The 18253-nt window shown below is 67.1% G+C and carries 12 protein-coding genes; 8 read left to right on the top strand and 4 right to left on the bottom strand.

What is annotated here, in order from left to right:
* Positions 1 to 34: 34 nt before the first annotated feature.
* A complete protein-coding gene (locus tag GGR04_RS15445) occupies positions 35 to 946 on the bottom strand; it encodes a helix-turn-helix transcriptional regulator (protein WP_183200826.1) in 912 nt (303 codons plus the stop codon).
* Between the two features lie 132 nt (positions 947 to 1078).
* Here GGR04_RS15445 and GGR04_RS15440 point away from each other — a divergent pair, with 132 nt between their 5' ends.
* The 7 genes from GGR04_RS15440 (at position 1079) to GGR04_RS15410 (ending at position 10889) form a co-directional block, all read left to right on the top strand.
* Positions 1079 to 2572, top strand: a complete 1494-nt coding sequence (locus GGR04_RS15440) for an alpha-glucosidase/alpha-galactosidase (protein ID WP_183200825.1) — start codon at positions 1079 to 1081, stop codon at positions 2570 to 2572.
* A gap of 70 nt (positions 2573 to 2642) precedes the next feature.
* Positions 2643 to 3899 carry an ABC transporter substrate-binding protein gene (locus tag GGR04_RS15435; protein ID WP_183200824.1) on the top strand — a complete coding sequence of 419 codons (1257 nt, stop codon included), beginning with the start codon at positions 2643 to 2645 and terminating at the stop codon, positions 3897 to 3899.
* A gap of 209 nt (positions 3900 to 4108) precedes the next feature.
* Positions 4109 to 5050 (top strand): carbohydrate ABC transporter permease, encoded by a 942-nt coding sequence (locus GGR04_RS15430; RefSeq protein WP_183200823.1) that lies wholly within the window; start codon positions 4109 to 4111, stop codon positions 5048 to 5050.
* Between the two features lie 3 nt (positions 5051 to 5053).
* Positions 5054 to 5899, top strand: coding sequence for a carbohydrate ABC transporter permease (locus tag GGR04_RS15425; RefSeq protein WP_183200822.1), 846 nt, complete (start codon positions 5054 to 5056; stop codon positions 5897 to 5899).
* Between the two features lie 472 nt (positions 5900 to 6371).
* Positions 6372 to 6635 carry a 30S ribosomal protein S21 gene (rpsU, locus tag GGR04_RS15420; protein ID WP_183200941.1) on the top strand — a complete coding sequence of 88 codons (264 nt, stop codon included), beginning with the start codon at positions 6372 to 6374 and terminating at the stop codon, positions 6633 to 6635.
* Between the two features lie 1330 nt (positions 6636 to 7965).
* Positions 7966 to 10206 (top strand): RICIN domain-containing protein, encoded by a 2241-nt coding sequence (locus tag GGR04_RS15415; RefSeq protein ID WP_183200821.1) that lies wholly within the window; start codon positions 7966 to 7968, stop codon positions 10204 to 10206.
* Positions 10207 to 10274: 68 nt separating this feature from the next.
* Complete coding sequence (locus GGR04_RS15410) at positions 10275 to 10889, top strand: SCO family protein (RefSeq protein WP_183200820.1); 615 nt, start codon at positions 10275 to 10277, stop codon at positions 10887 to 10889.
* A 556-nt stretch (positions 10890 to 11445) separates the two neighbouring features.
* Here GGR04_RS15410 and GGR04_RS15405 read toward each other — a convergent pair.
* The 3 genes from GGR04_RS15405 to GGR04_RS15395 all read right to left on the bottom strand — a co-directional run bounded on the left by GGR04_RS15405 (position 11446) and on the right by GGR04_RS15395 (position 17696).
* On the bottom strand, positions 11446 to 12261 hold the full coding sequence (locus GGR04_RS15405; RefSeq protein WP_183200819.1) for a polysaccharide deacetylase family protein: 816 nt from the start codon (positions 12259 to 12261) through the stop codon (positions 11446 to 11448).
* Positions 12254 to 13024 (bottom strand): WecB/TagA/CpsF family glycosyltransferase, encoded by a 771-nt coding sequence (locus GGR04_RS15400; RefSeq protein WP_183200818.1) that lies wholly within the window; start codon positions 13022 to 13024, stop codon positions 12254 to 12256. The genes GGR04_RS15405 and GGR04_RS15400 overlap by 8 nt, the downstream gene beginning before the upstream one ends.
* Before the next feature lie 274 nt (positions 13025 to 13298).
* Positions 13299 to 17696 (bottom strand): beta strand repeat-containing protein, encoded by a 4398-nt coding sequence (locus GGR04_RS15395; protein WP_183200817.1) that lies wholly within the window; start codon positions 17694 to 17696, stop codon positions 13299 to 13301.
* Positions 17697 to 17886: 190 nt separating this feature from the next.
* Here GGR04_RS15395 and GGR04_RS15390 point away from each other — a divergent pair, with 190 nt between their 5' ends.
* Positions 17887 to 18195 carry a cupin domain-containing protein gene (locus GGR04_RS15390; protein WP_210291821.1) on the top strand — a complete coding sequence of 103 codons (309 nt, stop codon included), beginning with the start codon at positions 17887 to 17889 and terminating at the stop codon, positions 18193 to 18195.
* Positions 18196 to 18253: the final 58 nt, after the last annotated feature.

Here is an 18253-nt window from a genome sequence, read left to right as displayed (position 1 = left end):
GCCCGGCGGGCGGCGGGCGCTGGACGCGTCCGCTCTAGGTCGCCGGCGGCGGGGAGGGTTGGGCAGCGGCCGAATACATGCCGGTGGTGCGGAATTCCGAGGGGCTGATGGCGTAGGTCCGGCGAAACACCTTGGCGAAGTAGTTGGGGTCGTCGAATCCGCAGATGTCGGCGATGTCCTTGATGCTGAGCTGCCCGTTGACGAGCAGGCGCGTCGCGCGGCCCATGCGTTCTCGCAACACGAATTCCGACGGCGAGACCCCCTGAAAGCGCGTGAACAGGCGGACGAAATGGGCGCGGCTGAGGCCGGCCACCGCGGCGAGCGAGGCGACGTCGAGCGGCGCGTCGAGATGGGCGCGGGCGTGGGCGGCGGCCCGGTCGATGGCGCGGTGCGCCACCGCGCTTCCCGTGCCGGTGTCGATGCGCGCCATCAGGTCGTCGTGAAGCGCCATGGTCGCGCGATAGGCCTCGCTCGACGCCTGTCCCGCAGACGTGTCGGGGCGACAGAGCTGCAGGCAGATGCCGGCGAGAATGTCTGCGGTCTGGTCGCTCAGCCGGAAGACCGGACCGGACGCGGCGAGAATGGCCCGGTGCAGCCGCAGCGCCTCCTGGCCGCTCATCGCGATCCAGAAGAAGCGCCAGCTCTCGCCGGCTTCGAGCCAGTATCGATGCGAATGCGGGATGGACACCAGCATGGTCTCGCCGGCCGAGATCCGAAAGTCCCGCCGCTCGTAGCGCAGTCGGCCGGCCCCGGAGATCGTGTGCTGGAGGATCGAAAACGGGGTGTGGCCGCGCGTGCGGCCGTTCCAGTCGTAGCCGGGGCCGCTTGCAAGCTCATGGCCTGCGCTCGTCGCCATGATGTGGAACCCGTCATGGCGGCGGGGGAAGGAGAGGGTCTGCCGGAAGGGTCCGCGCGCCACCAGCCGATCGAGCATGGAATTACCCATGAGAGCATGGACCTCCTCTGTTCTTCCCGGATCCGGTCTTCCATAAATCATGCGGAGAGGCTCGAAGCGAGGACGTAGCGCTTCAAGGCAGGCCCTCGCGAGCGAGCGGCGCCTTCAACAGCAGGAACGAACATGAGCGGATTGAGAATCGCGATCATCGGTGCGGGTAGCGTCGGTTTTACCCGGACCCTGGTGCGCGATATACTCTGCGTGCCCGAACTGCAGGGTGCCGAGTTCGTCCTGACCGACATCAACGCCCACAACCTCGCGATGGTACGCGAGATCCTGGAGCGGATGGTGGCCGCCAACGGACTGCCGGCGCGGATCGTCGCGACGCCCGATCGGCGCGAGGCCCTGACGGGGGCGCGCTACGTCGTCAACCTCACGCGGATCGGCGGGTTGGAGGCCTTCGCCGAGGACATCCGCATTCCCCTGCGCTACGGCGTCGACCAGTGCGTCGGCGACACGCTCTGCGCCGGCGGCATCATGTACGGCCAGCGCTCGATCGCCGCGGTGCTCGATTTCTGCCGCGACATCCGCGAGGTGGCCGAGCCGGGCGCGCGGCTGATCAACTATGCCAATCCCATGGCGATGAACACCTGGGCGGCGATCGACCATGGCGGCGTCGACACGATCGGCCTCTGCCACGGCATCCAGCACGGCGCCAGGCAGATGGCGCAGGTGCTCGGCGTCGAGAATCCCGACGATCTCGAATATGTCTGCACGGGCATCAACCATCAGACCTGGTATGTCGACGTCCGCGTCAAAGGGCGGAAGATCTCGGGCGACGAGCTCTTGGCGGCCTACGAGCGCCATCCCGTGATCTCCTCGCAGGAGAAGGTGCGCATCGACGTTCTCCGCCGGTTCGGCGTCTATTCCACGGAATCCAACGGCCACCTGTCGGAATATCTGCCCTGGTACCGCAAGCGGCCGGAGGAGATCGGGCGCTGGATCGACATGTCCGACTGGATCCACGGAGAGACCGGCGGCTACCTGCGCGTCTGCACGGAAGGACGGAACTGGTTCGAGGAGGAGTTCCCGCAGTTCCTGGCGAGTTCCGACAAGCCGATCGACCCGGCGCGCCGCTCCACCGAACATGCCAGCTACATCATCGAGGCGCTGGAGACGGGCCGCGTCTATCGCGGGCATTTCAACGTCAAGAACCGCGGCCTCGTCACCAACCTGCCGGAGGATGCGATCATCGAGACCACCGGCTTCGTGGACCGCTTCGGCCTCAACATGGTGGCGGGCCTGACGCTGCCCGACGCCTGCGCCACGCCCTGCATCGCCTCGATCAACGTGCAGCGCATGGCGGTGAAGGCGGCGGTGACGGGCGACGTCGGCCTGCTCAAGCTCGCCGTGCTCAACGATCCGCTGGTCGGCGCGGTCTGCACGCCCGACGAGGTCTGGCAGATGGTCGACGAACTCCTCGTGGCGCAGGCCGAATGGCTGCCGCAATATGCCGGGGCGATCGACGACGCGAAGGCGCGTCTCGCCGGGTCCGGCGTGAAGCGGCGCGAGTGGGAAGGCGCCGCACGCCTGCCCGTGCGCTCGGTGGAGGAGATCCGCAGCGCCCGCCGCACCGGCAACGAAACCGTCTCGCCGGACGAGCAGATCGTCGCCTGAGCCATTTCCGCCGGCCGAGCCTGCCGGCGTCTCGCTTGCCCATCATCGTTCTTTCGGGAGGTAGAACACCATGAACGTCCTTCGCCGTTCGCTCTTGGCGGCCACGCTGTGTCTGCCCTTCATGGCCGGCTCCGCCGTCGCCGAGCCCGTCACCATCGACTTCTGGACCGGCTGGGATCCCGGCAAGTCGGACGCCAAGGCCGCGCAGGCCGCGATCGCCGAGTTCGAGGCGGCGAACCCCGAAATCAAGGTGAAGACGCAGGTCATCGCCTTCGACGCCCTCCACGACAAGCTGGTCACGGCGATCTCGGCGGGCGACGCGCCGGATCTGTCCTGGGGTCTGATCGAATGGTTCGGCGAGCTCAACCGGATGAACGCGCTTGCAGACCTCACCGGCCGGATGGCTGAATGGCCCGATCGCGACAAGCTCTATCCCAACGCCCTCGAGCAGCTCTCGGTCGAGGGCAAGCTCGTCGCGCTGCCGAACTATCTCGGCCTGCGCGGCCTTCTCTACCATTCCGACATGCTGAAGGCGGCCGGGGTCTCGGAGCCGCCGAAGACCTGGGACGAGCTCGTCGCCGCCGCCAAGGCGATCCGCGAGAAGACCGGCAAGCCGGGCTTCGGCATCGCCGGGCGCGGGGTGCGTTCGCCGCAGGAGCTCATCATGTTCCTGGCGCAGAACGACGTCGAGATCGCCCGGCGCCAGGCCGACGGCAAGTATCGCAACACCTGGAAGGACGACCCGGCGGAACTTGCCCGCGCCGCCGAAGTCTTCGCCTTCTATCGCCGCATGCTGGACGAGGGCGTCGTCGCCAAGCAGGCGAGCGGCTGGGGCTGGGAGGAGGAGGACACCAATTTCGGCCTCGGCCAGTATGCGATGGTCGTCAACGGCCCCTGGATGCGCTCGCGCAGCGAGCAGAACCCGAAGGAGATGAAGGACGTCCTCGTCGCCGCGCCGCCCGCCGGCAGGAAGGCCGCGACCTTCTTCGAGATCGCGCCGATCTACGTCTACAAGGGCGACAAGGAGGACGCCGTCTGGAAGTTCGCGTCCTTCATGCTGAACAAGGACGTGCAGGCGAAGATGTACCCCGACAGTTCCGCGCGCAGCGACGTCGTCGGCGACGAGGTCTGGGGCGAGCCCTTCACCTCGCTGGCCCCGATCGGCGTCTCCTTCCCGCCCGTGGCGCTCGGCTCCATCACACGCTCGATGGAGGAATCGATCGGTCGCGTCCTCCTGAAGGACGAGGCGCCCGAGAAGGTCGCGGCGCGGTTGGGCGAGGCGGTCAACAAGAGCCTGCGCCAGTCCGGCCAGATGTCGAGCCCGTAAGGAACGGGCGTCCCGTCCTTGCCGCGTGACGGCATGCGACGTCCGCCTGTTCGAGACGTTGGGGGGCTCTCGCGCTGCCATGCGGCGCCGGAGCCCCGTGTTCGAGGCCCCGGCGCAGGTGCGGCTTCGAAGACGGCCTGCCGCCCCCGCGCCGGAGCAGTCCGGTCGACAGGTTCCAACGGGTCCGCTCAAGAGAAGGATCGGCTCTCATGTCCGCCACGCAAGCCGCCGTTCCGCACGCGCCGGGCGCCGAGATCGCACGCTCCCGATCCCGCCGGTCGAGCGTGACGGGCGTGGCGGCGCTGTTTCTGGCGCCGACGGCGGTGCTTCTGCTGCTCCTGATAGCCTGGCCGCTCGTCAGCGTCGTCTGGCAGAGCGTGCGCTACGTCAATCTCGTCGATCCCCTGACGGCCGGCTTCGCCGGGCTCGACAACTTCCGCACCATTCTCGACGACGAGGCCTTTCTTCCCGCCCTCGTCAACACCGCCGTCTGGACGATCCTGTCGGTGGCGGGGGAGTACGCGCTGGGGCTCGCCTCGGCGGTGGCTCTCGCCCAGCCCATCCGGGGCCGCGTCGTCTTCCGGGCGATCGTCGTGGTGCCCTGGGTCATCCCGATCGCCATTGCCGGCCTCAACTGGATGTGGCTCCTCAACCCCGACTACGGCATCCTGAACGCCTGGATGGTGAAGGCCGGCCTGCTGGAGAGCCCGCGCGACTGGCTCGGCGGCATCGACACCTCTCTCCTCACCGTCACCTTCGTGAACGTCTGGCGCTCATTTCCCTTCTACACGATCAGCCTGCTGGCGGCCCTCCTCGCCGTGCCGAACGACTTGCACGAGGCCGCCGCGATGGACGGAGCGGGCACGATCCGGCGCTTCTTCGTGATCACCTTCCCGCATCTGAAGGTCGTGTCGCTGACGCTGATCTTCATCCATGTCGTCTGGACCGCCATCAACTTCGACTTCATCTGGGTGATGACGCAGGGCGGTCCGCTCGACGCCTCGCAGACCCTGCCGATCATGATCTACCGCTATGCCATGCAGGACTTCGACGTCGGCGCGGCCTGCGCGCTCGCCTCCATGTCCATGGCCTTCATGGCGACGATCTTTTTCGTCTACTTCTACGCAGCTCGCGCACGGGGAGCACGCTGAACCATGGTCACGTCGCGAAGCCACCGCCTCGCCGCCCAAGGCGTCACCTACGCCGTCCTCCTCCTGTTCTCCGTCTTCTGCCTGTTTCCCTTTCTCTGGATGCTGGACACGGCGCTGAAACCGGCCTCGGAGGTGATGAGCACCGATCCGACCTTCTGGATCGACGCCCCGACGCTGGAGAACTTCCGCAAGGTGGTCTTCGACAGCGCCTTCATGACCTACATGCGCAACAGCGTGATCGTGTCCGTCGCGTCCACCATCCTGACGCTGGTGATCGCGATCTTCGCCGCCTACGCGCTCAGCCGCTGGGGGCACCTGTCTCCGGCCCGCCTCGTGGGCTCCGCGCTGGTCGTGTCGCAGATGATCCCCGGCGTCCTCCTGCTGATCCCGCTCTACGTGCTGATGCGCAATCTCGGCCTTCTCAGCACCTACACGGCGCTGATCGTCGTCTACTGCACCTTCATGATCCCGCTCGTCACCTTCATGCTGAAGGGCTTCTTCGACGCGGTGCCGCGCGAGCTGGAGGAGGCGGCCGAGATGGACGGGTGCTCGCGCCTCGGCTTCATGCTCCGCATCCTCGTTCCCCTGTCGGCACCCGGCATCCTGGCAACCGCCGTCTTCGCCTTCATCGCCGCCTGGAACGAGTTCATGTTCGGCTACGTGCTCGTCAACGAGGATGCCCGCCGCACGCTGACGCCCGGCATCATGATCTTCAAGGGCTCGCACCAGACCGACTGGGGTGCGCTCACGGCCGCATCCGTGCTGGCCGTGGTGCCCGTGGCGATCGGGTTCGTCTATCTCCAGCGCTTCCTCGTGGAAGGCCTGTCGAACGGCGCCGTGAAGGGTTGAGAGCCCTCGCGCTCGGGTTTCGATACGAGGATGGAGGCTCGGCATCACCCCGCCGGGAGACGGCGCCCGCGTGAACGCCGCGAAAGGAGGGCCGGGCGAGGGCGGCGTTCTTCCGACGGCTGGCGTATTTCGCGACGGTTCCCCCCGGCGTCTCGAGATCGGTGGTGAAGAACGAGACGAGGACGTCGCGGCGCATGGTTTCGAGCGACGTCCGAATGTCGTTGGCGTCCTGCACCTGCGCGAACGGGCGATCGACGAAGCGGCGCAGCAGGCTGTTCCCATCGAACAGAGAGCAAGGCGAGGGGACCGCGATGCTCGCGGCGAGAGGCCGAGGAACGGTCTGCTGCCCCGCGGCTCCATGCGCGAGCGACGTCGATCGCCCAGACGGGCGGAAAATGCAATCTGTCTCCTCGACCCAGCCCCGGCAACACGATACACGCAGTGCCTTCGAGTGGCAGGTTTGGGAAAGCCAATGAAAGTCGACGTCCGAGACAACAATGTGGATCAGGCCCTTCGGGCCCTGAAAAAGAAGCTGCAACGCGAAGGCGTTTTCCGGGAGATGAAGGCGCGCTCGTTCTACGAGAAGCCCTCGGAAAAGCGGGTTCGCGAGAAGCAGGAAGCCGTTCGGCGTGCCCGCAAGGCCGCACGGAAGGCACTGCAGAAGGAAGGGCTGCTGCCGTCTCCGAAGAAAAAGGATCCCACGTTGGCTCCGAGACGCCCTGCAAGCGCTGCGTAATCGTCCATGAGCGGGATGCCCGACGAGCCGCGACCCGAAGCTGGCCGTGGTCGGAAGCTCGCCATAGGATTCGCTCTCGTGCTCGTCGTCGTCGCGATCATCGGATCGATCTTCGCGGCGGTTGCGTTCATGTCGCAGGACGTCTGACGCCCGCACGGTGATCTCGTTCGCACGAACGGGTCTTTCGCAATCCTTCGAAAGCCCTGAAACCTGACCCCTAAAACCGGCCGACGGCGAGGGGTCGGGTCTGGTTTGGCGGCTCGGCAACGGTCACTTCGGCCGCGGCATCATTCAAAAGGCGATGCGGCCGGCGCCGAGTGAGCGCCGCTCGGCATAAGATGGTGGCGACGCGGCGGCGCTGCCTCGACGGTCGAACGACCTCCCTTGAACAAGGGTCGTCGCCGAGGACGGCGATCGATCCGGCCACGCCAGTCGTCCTCAAACCTCCGTCGCTTCGAAGGCGACCGCTTCAAACCCCGACGCCGGGCAGCCTTCGCAGGAATGCCGCCAGTTCATCCGCCAGCACGCTGGATACGCAGGCGAGCGGTACGACCAGGATCGACAAGGGATCGGTTCGCGCGCGTCGCCCGGCAGGACCCTCCCGGCGGCGAGGCTTTCGAGCAGGACGTCGAAGGGCCAGGACCGGCGCCTGCAAGGCCTGTTCGTCGAGACTTCGATCCCCTTCCGCCGGTAGAACGGGAGGCGATGCGATCCCGTCGACAAAATTGCGCTCCGAAGCGACACCGGTGCAGCACCGGATTCGCGGCGCATCGCGTGTCGGGACGAAGTTCGGTTTCAGCCTCTCGATCCTTGAAGGCCGCGCGCTTGCCGGCGTGGTCACATCGGTCTCATCGGCGGACCCGTCGTCATGGTCGCGATGCCGGCATCACCGGCTGCGATGGTCGAGTTCGGGCGCCAGGCGCCGAACCCCGAAATTGCGGGTGACGAGGTTCACCGGCAGGCAGCACGTGACCATCCCTCGTCTGGATTCCGGCGTGCGACGCAGAACCTTGGTCGCAGCGCCTGCGAAGAAAGATGTCGGAAGCGACGCGCCGCCACTGAGACTGCACTCGTCCTTCCTGGCACGTGTCGTCGGCTCCTCGGCAGGCGGTTGCCACCATCAACTGGTCGTCGTTCGGAATTTCCGTGGACGATGGTTTGTCGATGAAGCAACTATTTTTCGTCAATTGTTCATCAATGATACGAAAACATAAGCCGTCATTACGTTAACACATCTCCGTCTGTTATCTGCTTTATACGGAGTGTCATCAAGGCGACCTTGATAATACAAAAGAGGACGGATGAGTTAATGTTCCCACGATCATCGATCATGAAAGCGTTGAGGTCGGCTGCGGCCGGTGCGCTCGTGTCGCTGGGCCTTTCGAGCGCCGCATCCGCGGGAAGCTTCGAAGGCCCGTTCGAGTGGAACTTCATCCCGATCCATGCAGCCTTGCTGCCCGATGGAAAGATCATGACGTTCGGCGCCACGCCGACCAACGGCCAGGGCGGCTTCGACTTCGACATCTGGGATCCCACGAAGGGAACGGGCGGCAATGCCCATCTGAAACTGCCGAACCTGACCGACTTCAACAGTTTTTGCGTCGGCGCAATCCTGCAGGCCGGTAACATGCGGCTGATGATCGCCGGCGGCAACTCGAACGAGAAGGTCGCCGATTTCGGCTTCAAGTCTCCCCAGTCCGGCCTCGCCCGGATGCCGTCCATGAAGTATCCGCGCTACTATGCCAGCCTCGTCACGCTGTCCGACGGCCGCGTGCTCGTCCACGGCGGCTCTCCCGCCTACGGCAACCAGACGAACGCCTCCGAGATCACCGAGATCTACACGCCGGGCCAGAACTGGACCGAACTGCCGGGCACCGGCAACTCGCCGATGCGGCGCGGCGATCAGGCCGCGACCGGAAATCCGTTCTGGTACCCGCACATCTACCCGGTCGGAAACGACGAAGTCTTCGTCATCGCCGGCAAATATACCTACCGCCTGAACTACTCCGGCCGCGGTTCGGTGAGCGACGTCAAGCCGTTTACCGGCACGAACTACGGCGCGACCTCGAGTGGCCTCATGGTTCGGCCCGGCGTCGTCATGCAGATCGGCGGCGGCTCGCATGGCAACAACACGGGCGACGGCCATCCCGGCTCCGACGTCGCGACCATCTTCGATCTGCGCAACCGTCCGGAAACCAGACGCGACACGAAGATGGCCTTCAAGCGCCACTTTCCGACGGCCACGGTGCTGGCGAACGGCGAAGTCCTCGTGGTCGGAGGATCCGAGGGCAACAACGAACTCCAGAACGTTGCCAACACGGCGGAACTCTACAATCCCGACACCGACAAATGGCGGACCGACGCGACGATGCGGGTCGCGCGGCTCTACCACTCCACCGCCATTCTGATGAAGGACGGCCGGGTGCTCGTGGGCGGCGGCGGCGCGCCGGGGCCGGTCGTCGGCCGCAATGCCGAGATCTACACGCCCGACTATCTGCTCGACGCCGCCGGCAAGCCGGCAGTGCGCCCGTCCATCCTCAGCGGCCCCGTGAAGATCGCGCTTGGGCAGCCCTTCCAGATCACCACGGACAAGACCGTCCGGCGCATCACGATCGTCAAGACCGGCGCGGTCACCCACGGCTACAACACCGACCAGCGTTTCTTCGAGGCCGCTTTCCGCGCGGACGGGAACAACTACACCGTCACCTTCCCCAACGACGCGGTGAACGCGACGCCCGGCCTCTACATGGTCTTCGCCTTCGACACGGCGGGCGTTGCCTCCGTCGGCAAGTATGTGCGCCTGCCCAGCCCCCTCGGCGACGACGGCTCCGACATTCCGAGCGACGTTCCGACCTCGCCCGCCTCGATCGGCACGGCGAACCCGGGAGCGACGCCAACGACCACGCCGACGACGACGCCCAATTCCGATCCGGTACCCACCGGCTCCGTGGCCGGATCCCCGGCAGCCGGCTCCACGACGCCGATCGTCGCGTCCCAGTCCAAACTCTGCCTTTCGATCAAGGGCGGGTCGCAGGGCGACGGCGCCGAACTCGTGCAGGAAACCTGTCGCTCCGGCGCCTCCATCCAGAATTGGTCCTGGCGTGCGGCGAACGGCGGGTTCATGCTGGTGAACGGTCAGTCGAACAAGTGCGTCGACGTCTATCAGTCCAAGACCGAAGACGGCGCCAAGCTCGTGCAGTGGCCCTGCTGGGGCGGCGACAACCAGGTGTGGAAGCCGGTCCAGACGACGTCCGGGCTCTCGCTGGTGTCCAAAGCGACGAACAAGTGCCTCGACGTTTCCAATGTCTCCACCGCCAGCGGCGCGCAGGTTTGGCAGTGGAACTGCCACAACGGGGCCAATCAGGCCTGGTCGGCCTCGGCTCCGTCGGCCAACTGGCAGACCTGCGCGAACGAAGGCCAGGTCTGCAACTTCCCGGGTAGGAAGACTGTCCGTTACGGCTTGAACGGCGCCTACGCCACCCGGCAGGCGATCACGAGCCCGCGTTGCGACAATGCCACCTTCGGCGACCCGGCGCCCGGCTCCGTCAAGCAGTGCCAGGTTTCCAACTGATCGCCGATGCGCTGCGGGCTCTCGAAGCCCGCAGCGCATCGGACCGTATGCCATCAAGGAATTCGATCATGTCGTATCGCCGACGCTCGGCATCGAAGCGACCGACCCTCGCCCTCGGGTTGACCCTGTTCCTCATGTCTCTGCTCGGCGCGGCAGGTGCGGCAGAAGCGAGCGAAACGTTCGTGGTTCCCAAAGCCGGCCTGGTCGACCAGGCCGGCCGGCCCTACGACGGCTCGGACGGGGCCGGACGCGTCCGGATCGTCTATTTCGGGTTCACGAACTGTCCGGAAATCTGTCCGACGACGCTGTGGGAACTCCACGCGGCGCTCGCCTCCCTCGCTCCGGCGGACCACATCCGGGTGCAGCCGATCTTCGTCTCCGTCGATCCGCTTCGCGACACGCCGGAGGTTCTCGAGACCTATCTGCAATCCTTCGACCCGGCCTTCGTCGGCGTCGGCGGCACGCTCGAAGCCATCGACGCCTTTGCCTGGAACAACGGCATCTACGTCGCGCGCAACGATGCGAGCGACGCCGTCACCTACACGGTCGATCACACGAGTTCGCTCCTCGTGGTCGACCCCGCCGGCACCGTCCTCGACCGCATCCCGTACGGCGCCTCGGTGACCGACATCGCCGAGCGCATCACCCAGGCGATCGACCCGAAACGCGGCTTGAGCCGTTAGCCCGACCGATGGGTCTCGAGCCCTGCTAACCCTAAGTCGCTGTCGAGATAGCAGGGAACGCCCCGCGCAAACCCGGGGCGACCTCCTAGCCGTCGACGGAGCACGACAGACGCGAGACCCGCGATGCCCGACCAGATCGAACAGGTCGGGAACAGGAAGCGGAAGGGCCGATCCCTCGATGCCGGCCATCTGACGTTACACGAGATTCAGACAACGACTTTCCATACCGCGAACCTCTGCAGGCTTTGCGTGGCGGAGAGGGCGCTGCCGAACGAAAATCGCCTCGGAGAATGCGTCGGTCTTGCAGCCGAAGCGGGCACTGCCTCACTCGTTGACGTAAGCCAATCGACGGGATGCGCTGGCCAAGATGCCAGACGCCGTTGCGCTGCTTGCGCCATTTCAAATCGGGCCGACGGCTCATGAAGCATATCCATGTAGCCCAATTCCGTATCACAGACCTGATCATGTGCCGTGGCTGCGCCACTGCCCACCCGCTTCTCCGGCCACCCCAGACGTCGCCGACAAACGCACCATGCATGAGATTCGATCGGGCCACCTAACGGGGCAGGCCAATCCTATCGTCGATCCGTCGCCAACCATCCATGGCGCCTTCGCAAAGGCGCGGGAAGAGCCATCGCGGGTCGCCCGACTCGACCTTGATGCGCGGCAGGAGAAGCGGGTTCGCGATCGGCGCTCCCGCGACGATGGCACCGTGCAACGAGGTGAAGGCGGTTCGGTAGCCGGCCTCTGCCAGGATCGCGGCAGTTCTCTCGTCGACGTCGGTCCGGGTGCCGAAGGGATAGGCGAAGGATGAGACGGGACGGCCGATCGTGTCCTCCAGACGCTGCCGGGAGTCCGTGGCTTCCCGCTTCGCCTCGGACGGCGACAGCTTCGCCATGGAGCGATGGCTCAGCGAATGGGAGCCGATGGCGAGGCCGGCGTCCGCCACCTCTCGCAACTCCGCACTTGTCATCATGTCGAAGCCGTCCGGCTGTCCCGCCAGCGCGTAGACGACGGCCGGGATCGCGTGGCGCAGGAGGATCGGTAGCGCCAGGTGGTGCACGGACGGATCGCCGTCGTCGATCGACACCAGCACCGAGCCGTCAGGCAATGAGCGCTCACCGAGGGCATGGGCTGCGACATCGGCGAGCGTGACTGCCCGTCCGGTTTGCGACAGATGGGCCATCTCCTGCTCGAATTGGCGGCCCGAAACCGTGAAGGGCATGCGGATGCCCGCGCCGAAGCGGTGGTAGGTGAGAACGCGGACACCTTTCGGGCGCGCGATCGTCGCGGGAGCGCCAAGGGCGCCGACGGCGAGACGGGCGCTCTTCTTGGCGAGCCAGCGTCGGCGATCGATGGGGCGCTCAACCAAGGGGGATCTGCCGGATGCCCAGGGCTGCAAGCACCCGGCCGTGCGCCCATCGGCTGGCGAGGACGCGCGCGATGTAGAGCGGATTGCCGAGGAGATAACGCCTCGCCTTCCAGGGTTGCCGCAGCATCAGATACACCCATTCCATACCTTGGCGGCGGACCCAGGCCGGGGCCCGCGTCAGCGATCCGCTCCAGTATTCGAACAAGCCGCCGACGCCAACACACAGGGCGCCCGGCATGTCGGGGCCGTAGCGGTCGATCCAGCGTTCCTGCAACGGGTTGCCCATGCCCACCAGAACGAGGTTGGCGCGCGACGCCTGCACCTCGGCGACCAGGGTGCGGCTCTGCGCGTCGTCGACATAGCCGTGATGGGCGCCCACGAACTCGACATCGGGGAAGCGCTGGCGCAGGGTCGCCAGGATGCGCCCGTTGCGTTCGGGGCAACTGCCGATCAGGAAGCAGCGCAGTCCCTGGCTCCGCTCCAGCAGGGCGGGCACGAGGTCCGTCCCGTTCAGGTTGGCCCGCAGTTCCAGACCCGAGAGACGAGCCGCCCAGCGCACGCCCGTTCCGTCGCCGTAGATGCGGCTGGCGCGGCGCAGAACCGCGCGATAGCCGGGATCACGACAGGCCTCGTTGAGCGTATGGGCATTGACGAAGAAGAGCGAGCGCGGTCCCTGCGCGCGTACGAGGCGTTGCATCAGGGCCAGGGCATCGTCGAGGGGCTGGTCGGTGACGTCGACACCGAGGATCCGGTAGGACTGCATGGCGGGTAGCTCCGGCGCGTCTTGATCGCGTTATGTGCCGTGACAATTGGCTGGCGCAGACCGGAATGAAAGTTAACGGCCGAGCTTCCGCATCCTCTTTACTGCGTAATAGTTAGTATGGACGATTGTATTGATTCAACTTGTGCTCAACGGACGATGTCTCCGGAAGGCGACCTTCCGGAGCGGTGCTGTTCGATGATCACCACGCGTCAGGCCGGAGACGCCGGCCTTCAGACGCGATCGAAGCTCTGCGTGCCTGACGCGCGTCGGCGGATCAGGCGAACCAGTCCGTCGCGACGCTCCCGGGCGCGATGCCTTGCAGGACGATGAGACCGGCGCTGCCGTTCACGCCGACGAGGATGGCAGCAAAGCCGTCGCTGGTCTGGGTGAAGCTGTAGGGCTGTCCGCCGAGCTCGATCCGGTCGCCGCTTGCGAAATCGAAGTCGGTGACGACGTCCTGGCCGCCCGCGGTGAACACGAAGCGGTCGGCGCCCGCCCCGCCGGTGACGACGTTGGAGCCCGGTCCCGCGACAATGCGGTCCGCGCCCGAGCCGCCGGTGATCGTGTCGTTGCCCAGGCCGCCGTAGATCGTGTTGGCGCCGGTGCCCACGAGGACGATCACGTCGTCGCCGCCATTGCCGAAGAGCGTGTTGGCGCCGTTGCCGACCACGAGGATGCGGTCCGCCCCGTCGAGCGGGTCGGCTTCGAGCGAGCCGCCATAGAGGGTGTTGGCGCCGTCGCCGCGAACGGTGATCGCGTCGCCGGCTCCGGTGCCGCCATAGACGAGGTTGGCCGCGCCGTTGGCGACGTCGACGCCGTCGGCGCCGACGCCGGCGTAGATCGTGGCCGGTCCCGAGGCGGTGTAGGTGACGAGGTCGTCGCCGCCATTGCCCCAGACGGTGGCCGAGCCCGCCCCCGAGACGGTGATCGTGTCGGCCGCGTCGCCCGGATCCACCGGCCCGCTGCCGCCATAGAGCTCGGCCCGCTCGCCCGCGCCGGGGGTGGCGGTGATCCGGTCCGAGCCCGCGCCGCCGATCAGCGTGTCGGAGCCTGCGCCGCCGTCGAGCGTGTCGTCGCCGGCGCCCCCGTCGAGACGGTCGGAGCCGATGGAGCCGGCGAGGAGATCGGGGCCGTTCGAGGAGGTCGTGGACACCGGGAGTGAGACCGGCGGCGGCGGCGGAACCGGCGTGCCGTTGGTGGCCGATGTGGCGGCGAGCGTCGTCGCGTCGTTGCCGACGAGATCCTGCAGGACCGCCGCGTCGTCGCCCGTCGTGGGGTCGGCGTAGGCCACCGTCACGCTCTGGCCGTTCGCCACCGGCGCGGCGAGCGTCAGCGTCACGCTCGATCCGCTCGCGGCGACGCTCGTCACCGCCACCGCTTGTCCTCCCGCCAGAACGGTGAAGGCGGCAGGGGCGGGCAGGCGGGTTCCGTCCAGCGCCTCCGAGTAGGTGAGCGTCAGCGTCCTGCCGTCGACCGCGGCGGTGGCGAAGGCGGGCCGCGTGGCGTCGATCGCGTCGTTCCCTTGCGCGATCGCGCCGGTATAGGCGGCGTTCGCGTTGCCGGCGCGGTCGACGAGCACGAGGTTCACCCGCAGATCGGCGCCTGCTGCGACGTTTGCGCCCTCCGCGACCGTGAACGTCGCGGTGTAGGTCGTGGCGTTCACCTTCGTCAAAGCGCCCAGCGCGAAGCCGGCGATCGTCGAGCCCGCTCCGAGCGCGTAGGTGTCGGCGTCGCTCGCCACCGAGATCGTCGCAGTCGCGAGGTCGCCGATGCGCAGCGGCGCGTCGGGGATCGACACCGCCGTGACCACCGGTGCGGCGGTGTCGAGCGTGAAGGAAAGAGTCGCCGAAGACGATGAGACGTTACCGGCATAGTCGGTCTGGCGCACGGAGGCTGTCCAGACGCCATCGACCGCCGGCATGAAGCTCGTGCCGCTGCCCGTGCTCCAGGTGTTCCCGGTATCGAAGGAGTATTGCCAGGTCGCTCCCGGCTCGAGGCCGGCGACCGTCACCGTATCGTTGTTGGTGAGGCCGTCGCTGGCGCTGGCTCCGGTGTCGGCAGCGAGCGCCAGCGTCGGCGCGGCGGGCGTGGTGGTGTCGATGGTCAGCGTCTGCGTGGCGGCGACCGCCGAGACGTTGCCGGCGACATCGGTGGCGGTGGCGGTGGCGGTGACGGCGTTGGCGCCGTTGGCATTGAGCGCCAGCGTGCCAGACACTGGCGTCGCGGTGCCGAGATCGAGGCTCCAGGCGCCGCTGGCCGCCACGGTCGTGTAGGTCGCGCCGGCGATCGTCAGCGTGACGGTGCTGCCGGCCTCGGCCGTGCCGGCGAGCACGGGGGTTGCGTCGTTGGTCAGCGCCGCGGAGGTGATCAGGGGCGTGGCAGGGGCGAGCGTGTCGACGGCGATGCCGGTGGACGCACCGGTAGCGGTGGCGACGCTGGCGAAGTCGAGATCGGCCGACGAGCGCGACGTATTCGGGATCACCGAGACGGTGTTGCTATTGCTATTCGCAACGAGGAGGTCTGCCTTTCCGTCGCCGTTCACGTCCGCCGCCGTCACGGATCGGGGAATTCGCCCGACCGCGATATCGGCGGCGGCCGTGAAGGTGCCGTCGCCCGCGCCCAGCCGCACCGAGACCGTGTTGTTGCCAGCGTTCGCGGTGAGGAGGTCCGCCTTTCCGTCGCCGTTCATATCCGCCGTCGTTACCGAGAAGGGACTCGACCCGACCGCGACATCGGCGGCGTCCGTGAAGGTGCCATTGCCCACGCCCAGCCGCACCGAGACGGTGTAGTTGCCTGAGTTCGCGGTGAGGAGGTCCGCCTTTCCATCGCCGTTCACGTCCGCCACCGTCACGGCGAAGGGACGCGACCCGACCGCGACATCGGCGGCGTCCGTGAAGGTGCCGTCGCCCGCCCCCAGACGCACCGAGACGGTTTTGCCGCCAGAGTTCGCGGCAAGAAGGTCCGCCTTTCCGTCGCCGTTCACGTCCGCCATCGTCACGGAGGAGGGACTGGAGCCGACCGCGACATCGGCGGCGTTGGTGAAGGTGCCGTCGCCCGCGCCCAGCCGCACCGAGACGGTGCCACTGTTCACGTTCGCGGTAAGAAGGTCCGCCTTTCCGTCGCCGTTCACGTCCGCCACCGCCACGGATTGGGGACTCGACCCGATCGCGACATCTGCGGCGTTGACGAAGGTGCCGTTGCCCGCGCCCAGCCGCACCGAGACGGTGCCACTGTTCACGTTCGCGGTAAGAAGGTCCGCCTTTCCGTCGCCGTTCACGTCCGCCACTGTGGCGGAATGGGGACCCGACCCGACTGCGACACTCGTGGCCGTACCGAAGCTAGTCCGTCCGGGATCGCGGATGCTCCCGCCATTGGCCTCGAGCCCGGTGACCGTCAGGTTCGCCGTGTCGTGACCCGGCGCGACCGTGTAGGTGAACTGCAGCCGCCCGCTGGTGCCCACACCCGAATAGGCCGCCTGCCCGCCGTTCGACAGGGTCAGATACGGCGTGCCTCCGCTCGTCGAGACCGAAACCGGGGTCTGCGTGCCCAGCGCGAACATGAAGGTTCCGCCCGTCCCGACCGCAGCGGGCGATCCGGATGCGGAGGGAAGCGTCGTATCGATCGCCGTGACGGCAGTGACGTTGGCGTTGATCAGCACCGTCGCGGTGTTCGAATCGCCGTTCGCCACCACGATGTCCGCGCGCCCGTCGCCGTCGACGTCCGCCACCGTCACCGAGGTCGGCCTGTGCCCGACCGCGAAGTCGGCGCCCGCGGTGAAGCTGCCGTTCCCGGCGCCGAAGCGCACCGACACCGTGTCGCTGCCCGAGTTCGCGACGACCAGATCCTGGCGCCCGTCACCGTTCACATCGGCTGCCACCACCGATTTGGGAGCGCCGCCGACCGTGACCTCGGTCGAGCCGGAAAAGCCGCCGGTGCCGTCCCCAAGCCGCACCGAGACCGTGCCTGCGCTCTCGTTGGCCGTGAGAATGTCGAGGTGCCCGTCGCCGTTCACGTCCGCAATCGTCATCGACGAGGGGCTTAAACCGACCGACACCGTTCGCGGCCCTGCGAAGGTGCCGTCGCCCGCCCCGCGATAGACCGACACCCGGTCATTCAACTCGCTGGCGACGAGAAGGTCCAACCGTCCGTCCCGGTCGATGTCCGCCAGGCCGACGGCCGACGAGAAGTCGTCGCTGCGGACGTCGGTGCCGTTCGAGAACGTTCCGCGTCCATCCCCCAGACGGACCGACGTAACGTGGCTGAAGTTGTTGGCGGTGACGAAATCGGGGTGCCCGTCCCGATTGATGTCGCCGACCGCGATCGAGACCGGAAACCCGCCGGTCCCGTAGAATACCTGAGGTGAGAACGTGCCGTCGCCGCGTCCCAGAAGCACGGATGCACTCTCGTCGGCCGCGTTGGTCACCATGAGATCGAGGTCACCGTCGCGATCGACGTCGGCGACTGCGACCGATCCCGGGGCAAGCTCGGTTCCGAACGATCGTCCCGCCCCGAACGAGCCGGTCCCCGTGCCCAGTCGCACCGTCACCGAGCCGCTGCCCGAGTCCGCCGTGACGAGGTCGAGGAGCCCGTCACCGTTCACGTCGGCGGCGACGATGGAGGAGGGGCGGTCTCCTACCGTGATGGCAGGCTGGGCTCGGAAGGTCGTGGTCATCGGCTCATGCCCCGTGTCTTGCTTGCAGGTCGACCCCGGGGTCGCACCGACACGAATGCGTGATCATCGAACCCGGACGCGTCAATCGCCTCATGGGGGCACCGGACACAATGGGGGTGCGGAAGGCCAAGTTTGGCGTGTAATGTCCGGTCTGGCGATGCTCGGGCAGGCAGCCGGGAGGGAAACGGGTATGGTCGGGCCGCACGAGGATGGGAACGAGGACACGGATCAGGCCAACGGCAACGGCATCGTTCAACTGCAACTTGGACCCGGCGACGGCGATGCGCCGAGCCGCGTCGCCGCCTGGCGCGACGCCATGGCGCCCACCGCCGAACTCGTGCTGACACCCGAAGAGGCGGAGGCCTTTACCGCCAGCATGAGTGCCCGGCGCTTCGGCGATCTCATGGTGGTGCGCGTCACGACGTCGGACCATCGCCTGGTGCGCACCCGCGCCATGGCGGCGCTGGACTTGCCCCGGGAAAGTGGAGAGCTCTTCTGAAGGAAAGAGGAGCATTTCATGGGCAAGCCGCAGCGCCGGTTCGGGAAGGAGTTTGAAG

Origin of the sequence: Aureimonas pseudogalii (genome assembly GCF_014196835.1) — a bacterium.
Taxonomy (GTDB): domain Bacteria; phylum Pseudomonadota; class Alphaproteobacteria; order Rhizobiales; family Rhizobiaceae; genus Aureimonas; species Aureimonas pseudogalii.
This window is presented reverse-complemented; position numbering and strand designations above follow the sequence as displayed.

What these genes read in the sequence shown, in the direction of transcription:
- GGR04_RS15430 (WP_183200823.1), top strand. Translation starts at nt 4,109, where the DNA reads ATGTCCGCCACGCAAGCCGCCGTTCCGCACGCGCCGGGCGCCGAGATC.
- GGR04_RS15415 (WP_183200821.1), top strand. Translation starts at nt 7,966, where the DNA reads ATGAAAGCGTTGAGGTCGGCTGCGGCCGGTGCGCTCGTGTCGCTGGGC.
- GGR04_RS15395 (WP_183200817.1), bottom strand. Translation starts at nt 17,696, where the DNA reads ATGACCACGACCTTCCGAGCCCAGCCTGCCATCACGGTAGGAGACCGC.
- GGR04_RS15445 (WP_183200826.1), bottom strand. Translation starts at nt 946, where the DNA reads ATGGGTAATTCCATGCTCGATCGGCTGGTGGCGCGCGGACCCTTCCGG.
- GGR04_RS15400 (WP_183200818.1), bottom strand. Translation starts at nt 13,024, where the DNA reads ATGCAGTCCTACCGGATCCTCGGTGTCGACGTCACCGACCAGCCCCTC.
- GGR04_RS15425 (WP_183200822.1), top strand. Translation starts at nt 5,054, where the DNA reads ATGGTCACGTCGCGAAGCCACCGCCTCGCCGCCCAAGGCGTCACCTAC.
- GGR04_RS15410 (WP_183200820.1), top strand. Translation starts at nt 10,275, where the DNA reads ATGTCGTATCGCCGACGCTCGGCATCGAAGCGACCGACCCTCGCCCTC.
- GGR04_RS15440 (WP_183200825.1), top strand. Translation starts at nt 1,079, where the DNA reads ATGAGCGGATTGAGAATCGCGATCATCGGTGCGGGTAGCGTCGGTTTT.
- GGR04_RS15390 (WP_210291821.1), top strand. Translation starts at nt 17,887, where the DNA reads ATGGTCGGGCCGCACGAGGATGGGAACGAGGACACGGATCAGGCCAAC.
- rpsU (WP_183200941.1), top strand. Translation starts at nt 6,372, where the DNA reads ATGAAAGTCGACGTCCGAGACAACAATGTGGATCAGGCCCTTCGGGCC.
- GGR04_RS15435 (WP_183200824.1), top strand. Translation starts at nt 2,643, where the DNA reads ATGAACGTCCTTCGCCGTTCGCTCTTGGCGGCCACGCTGTGTCTGCCC.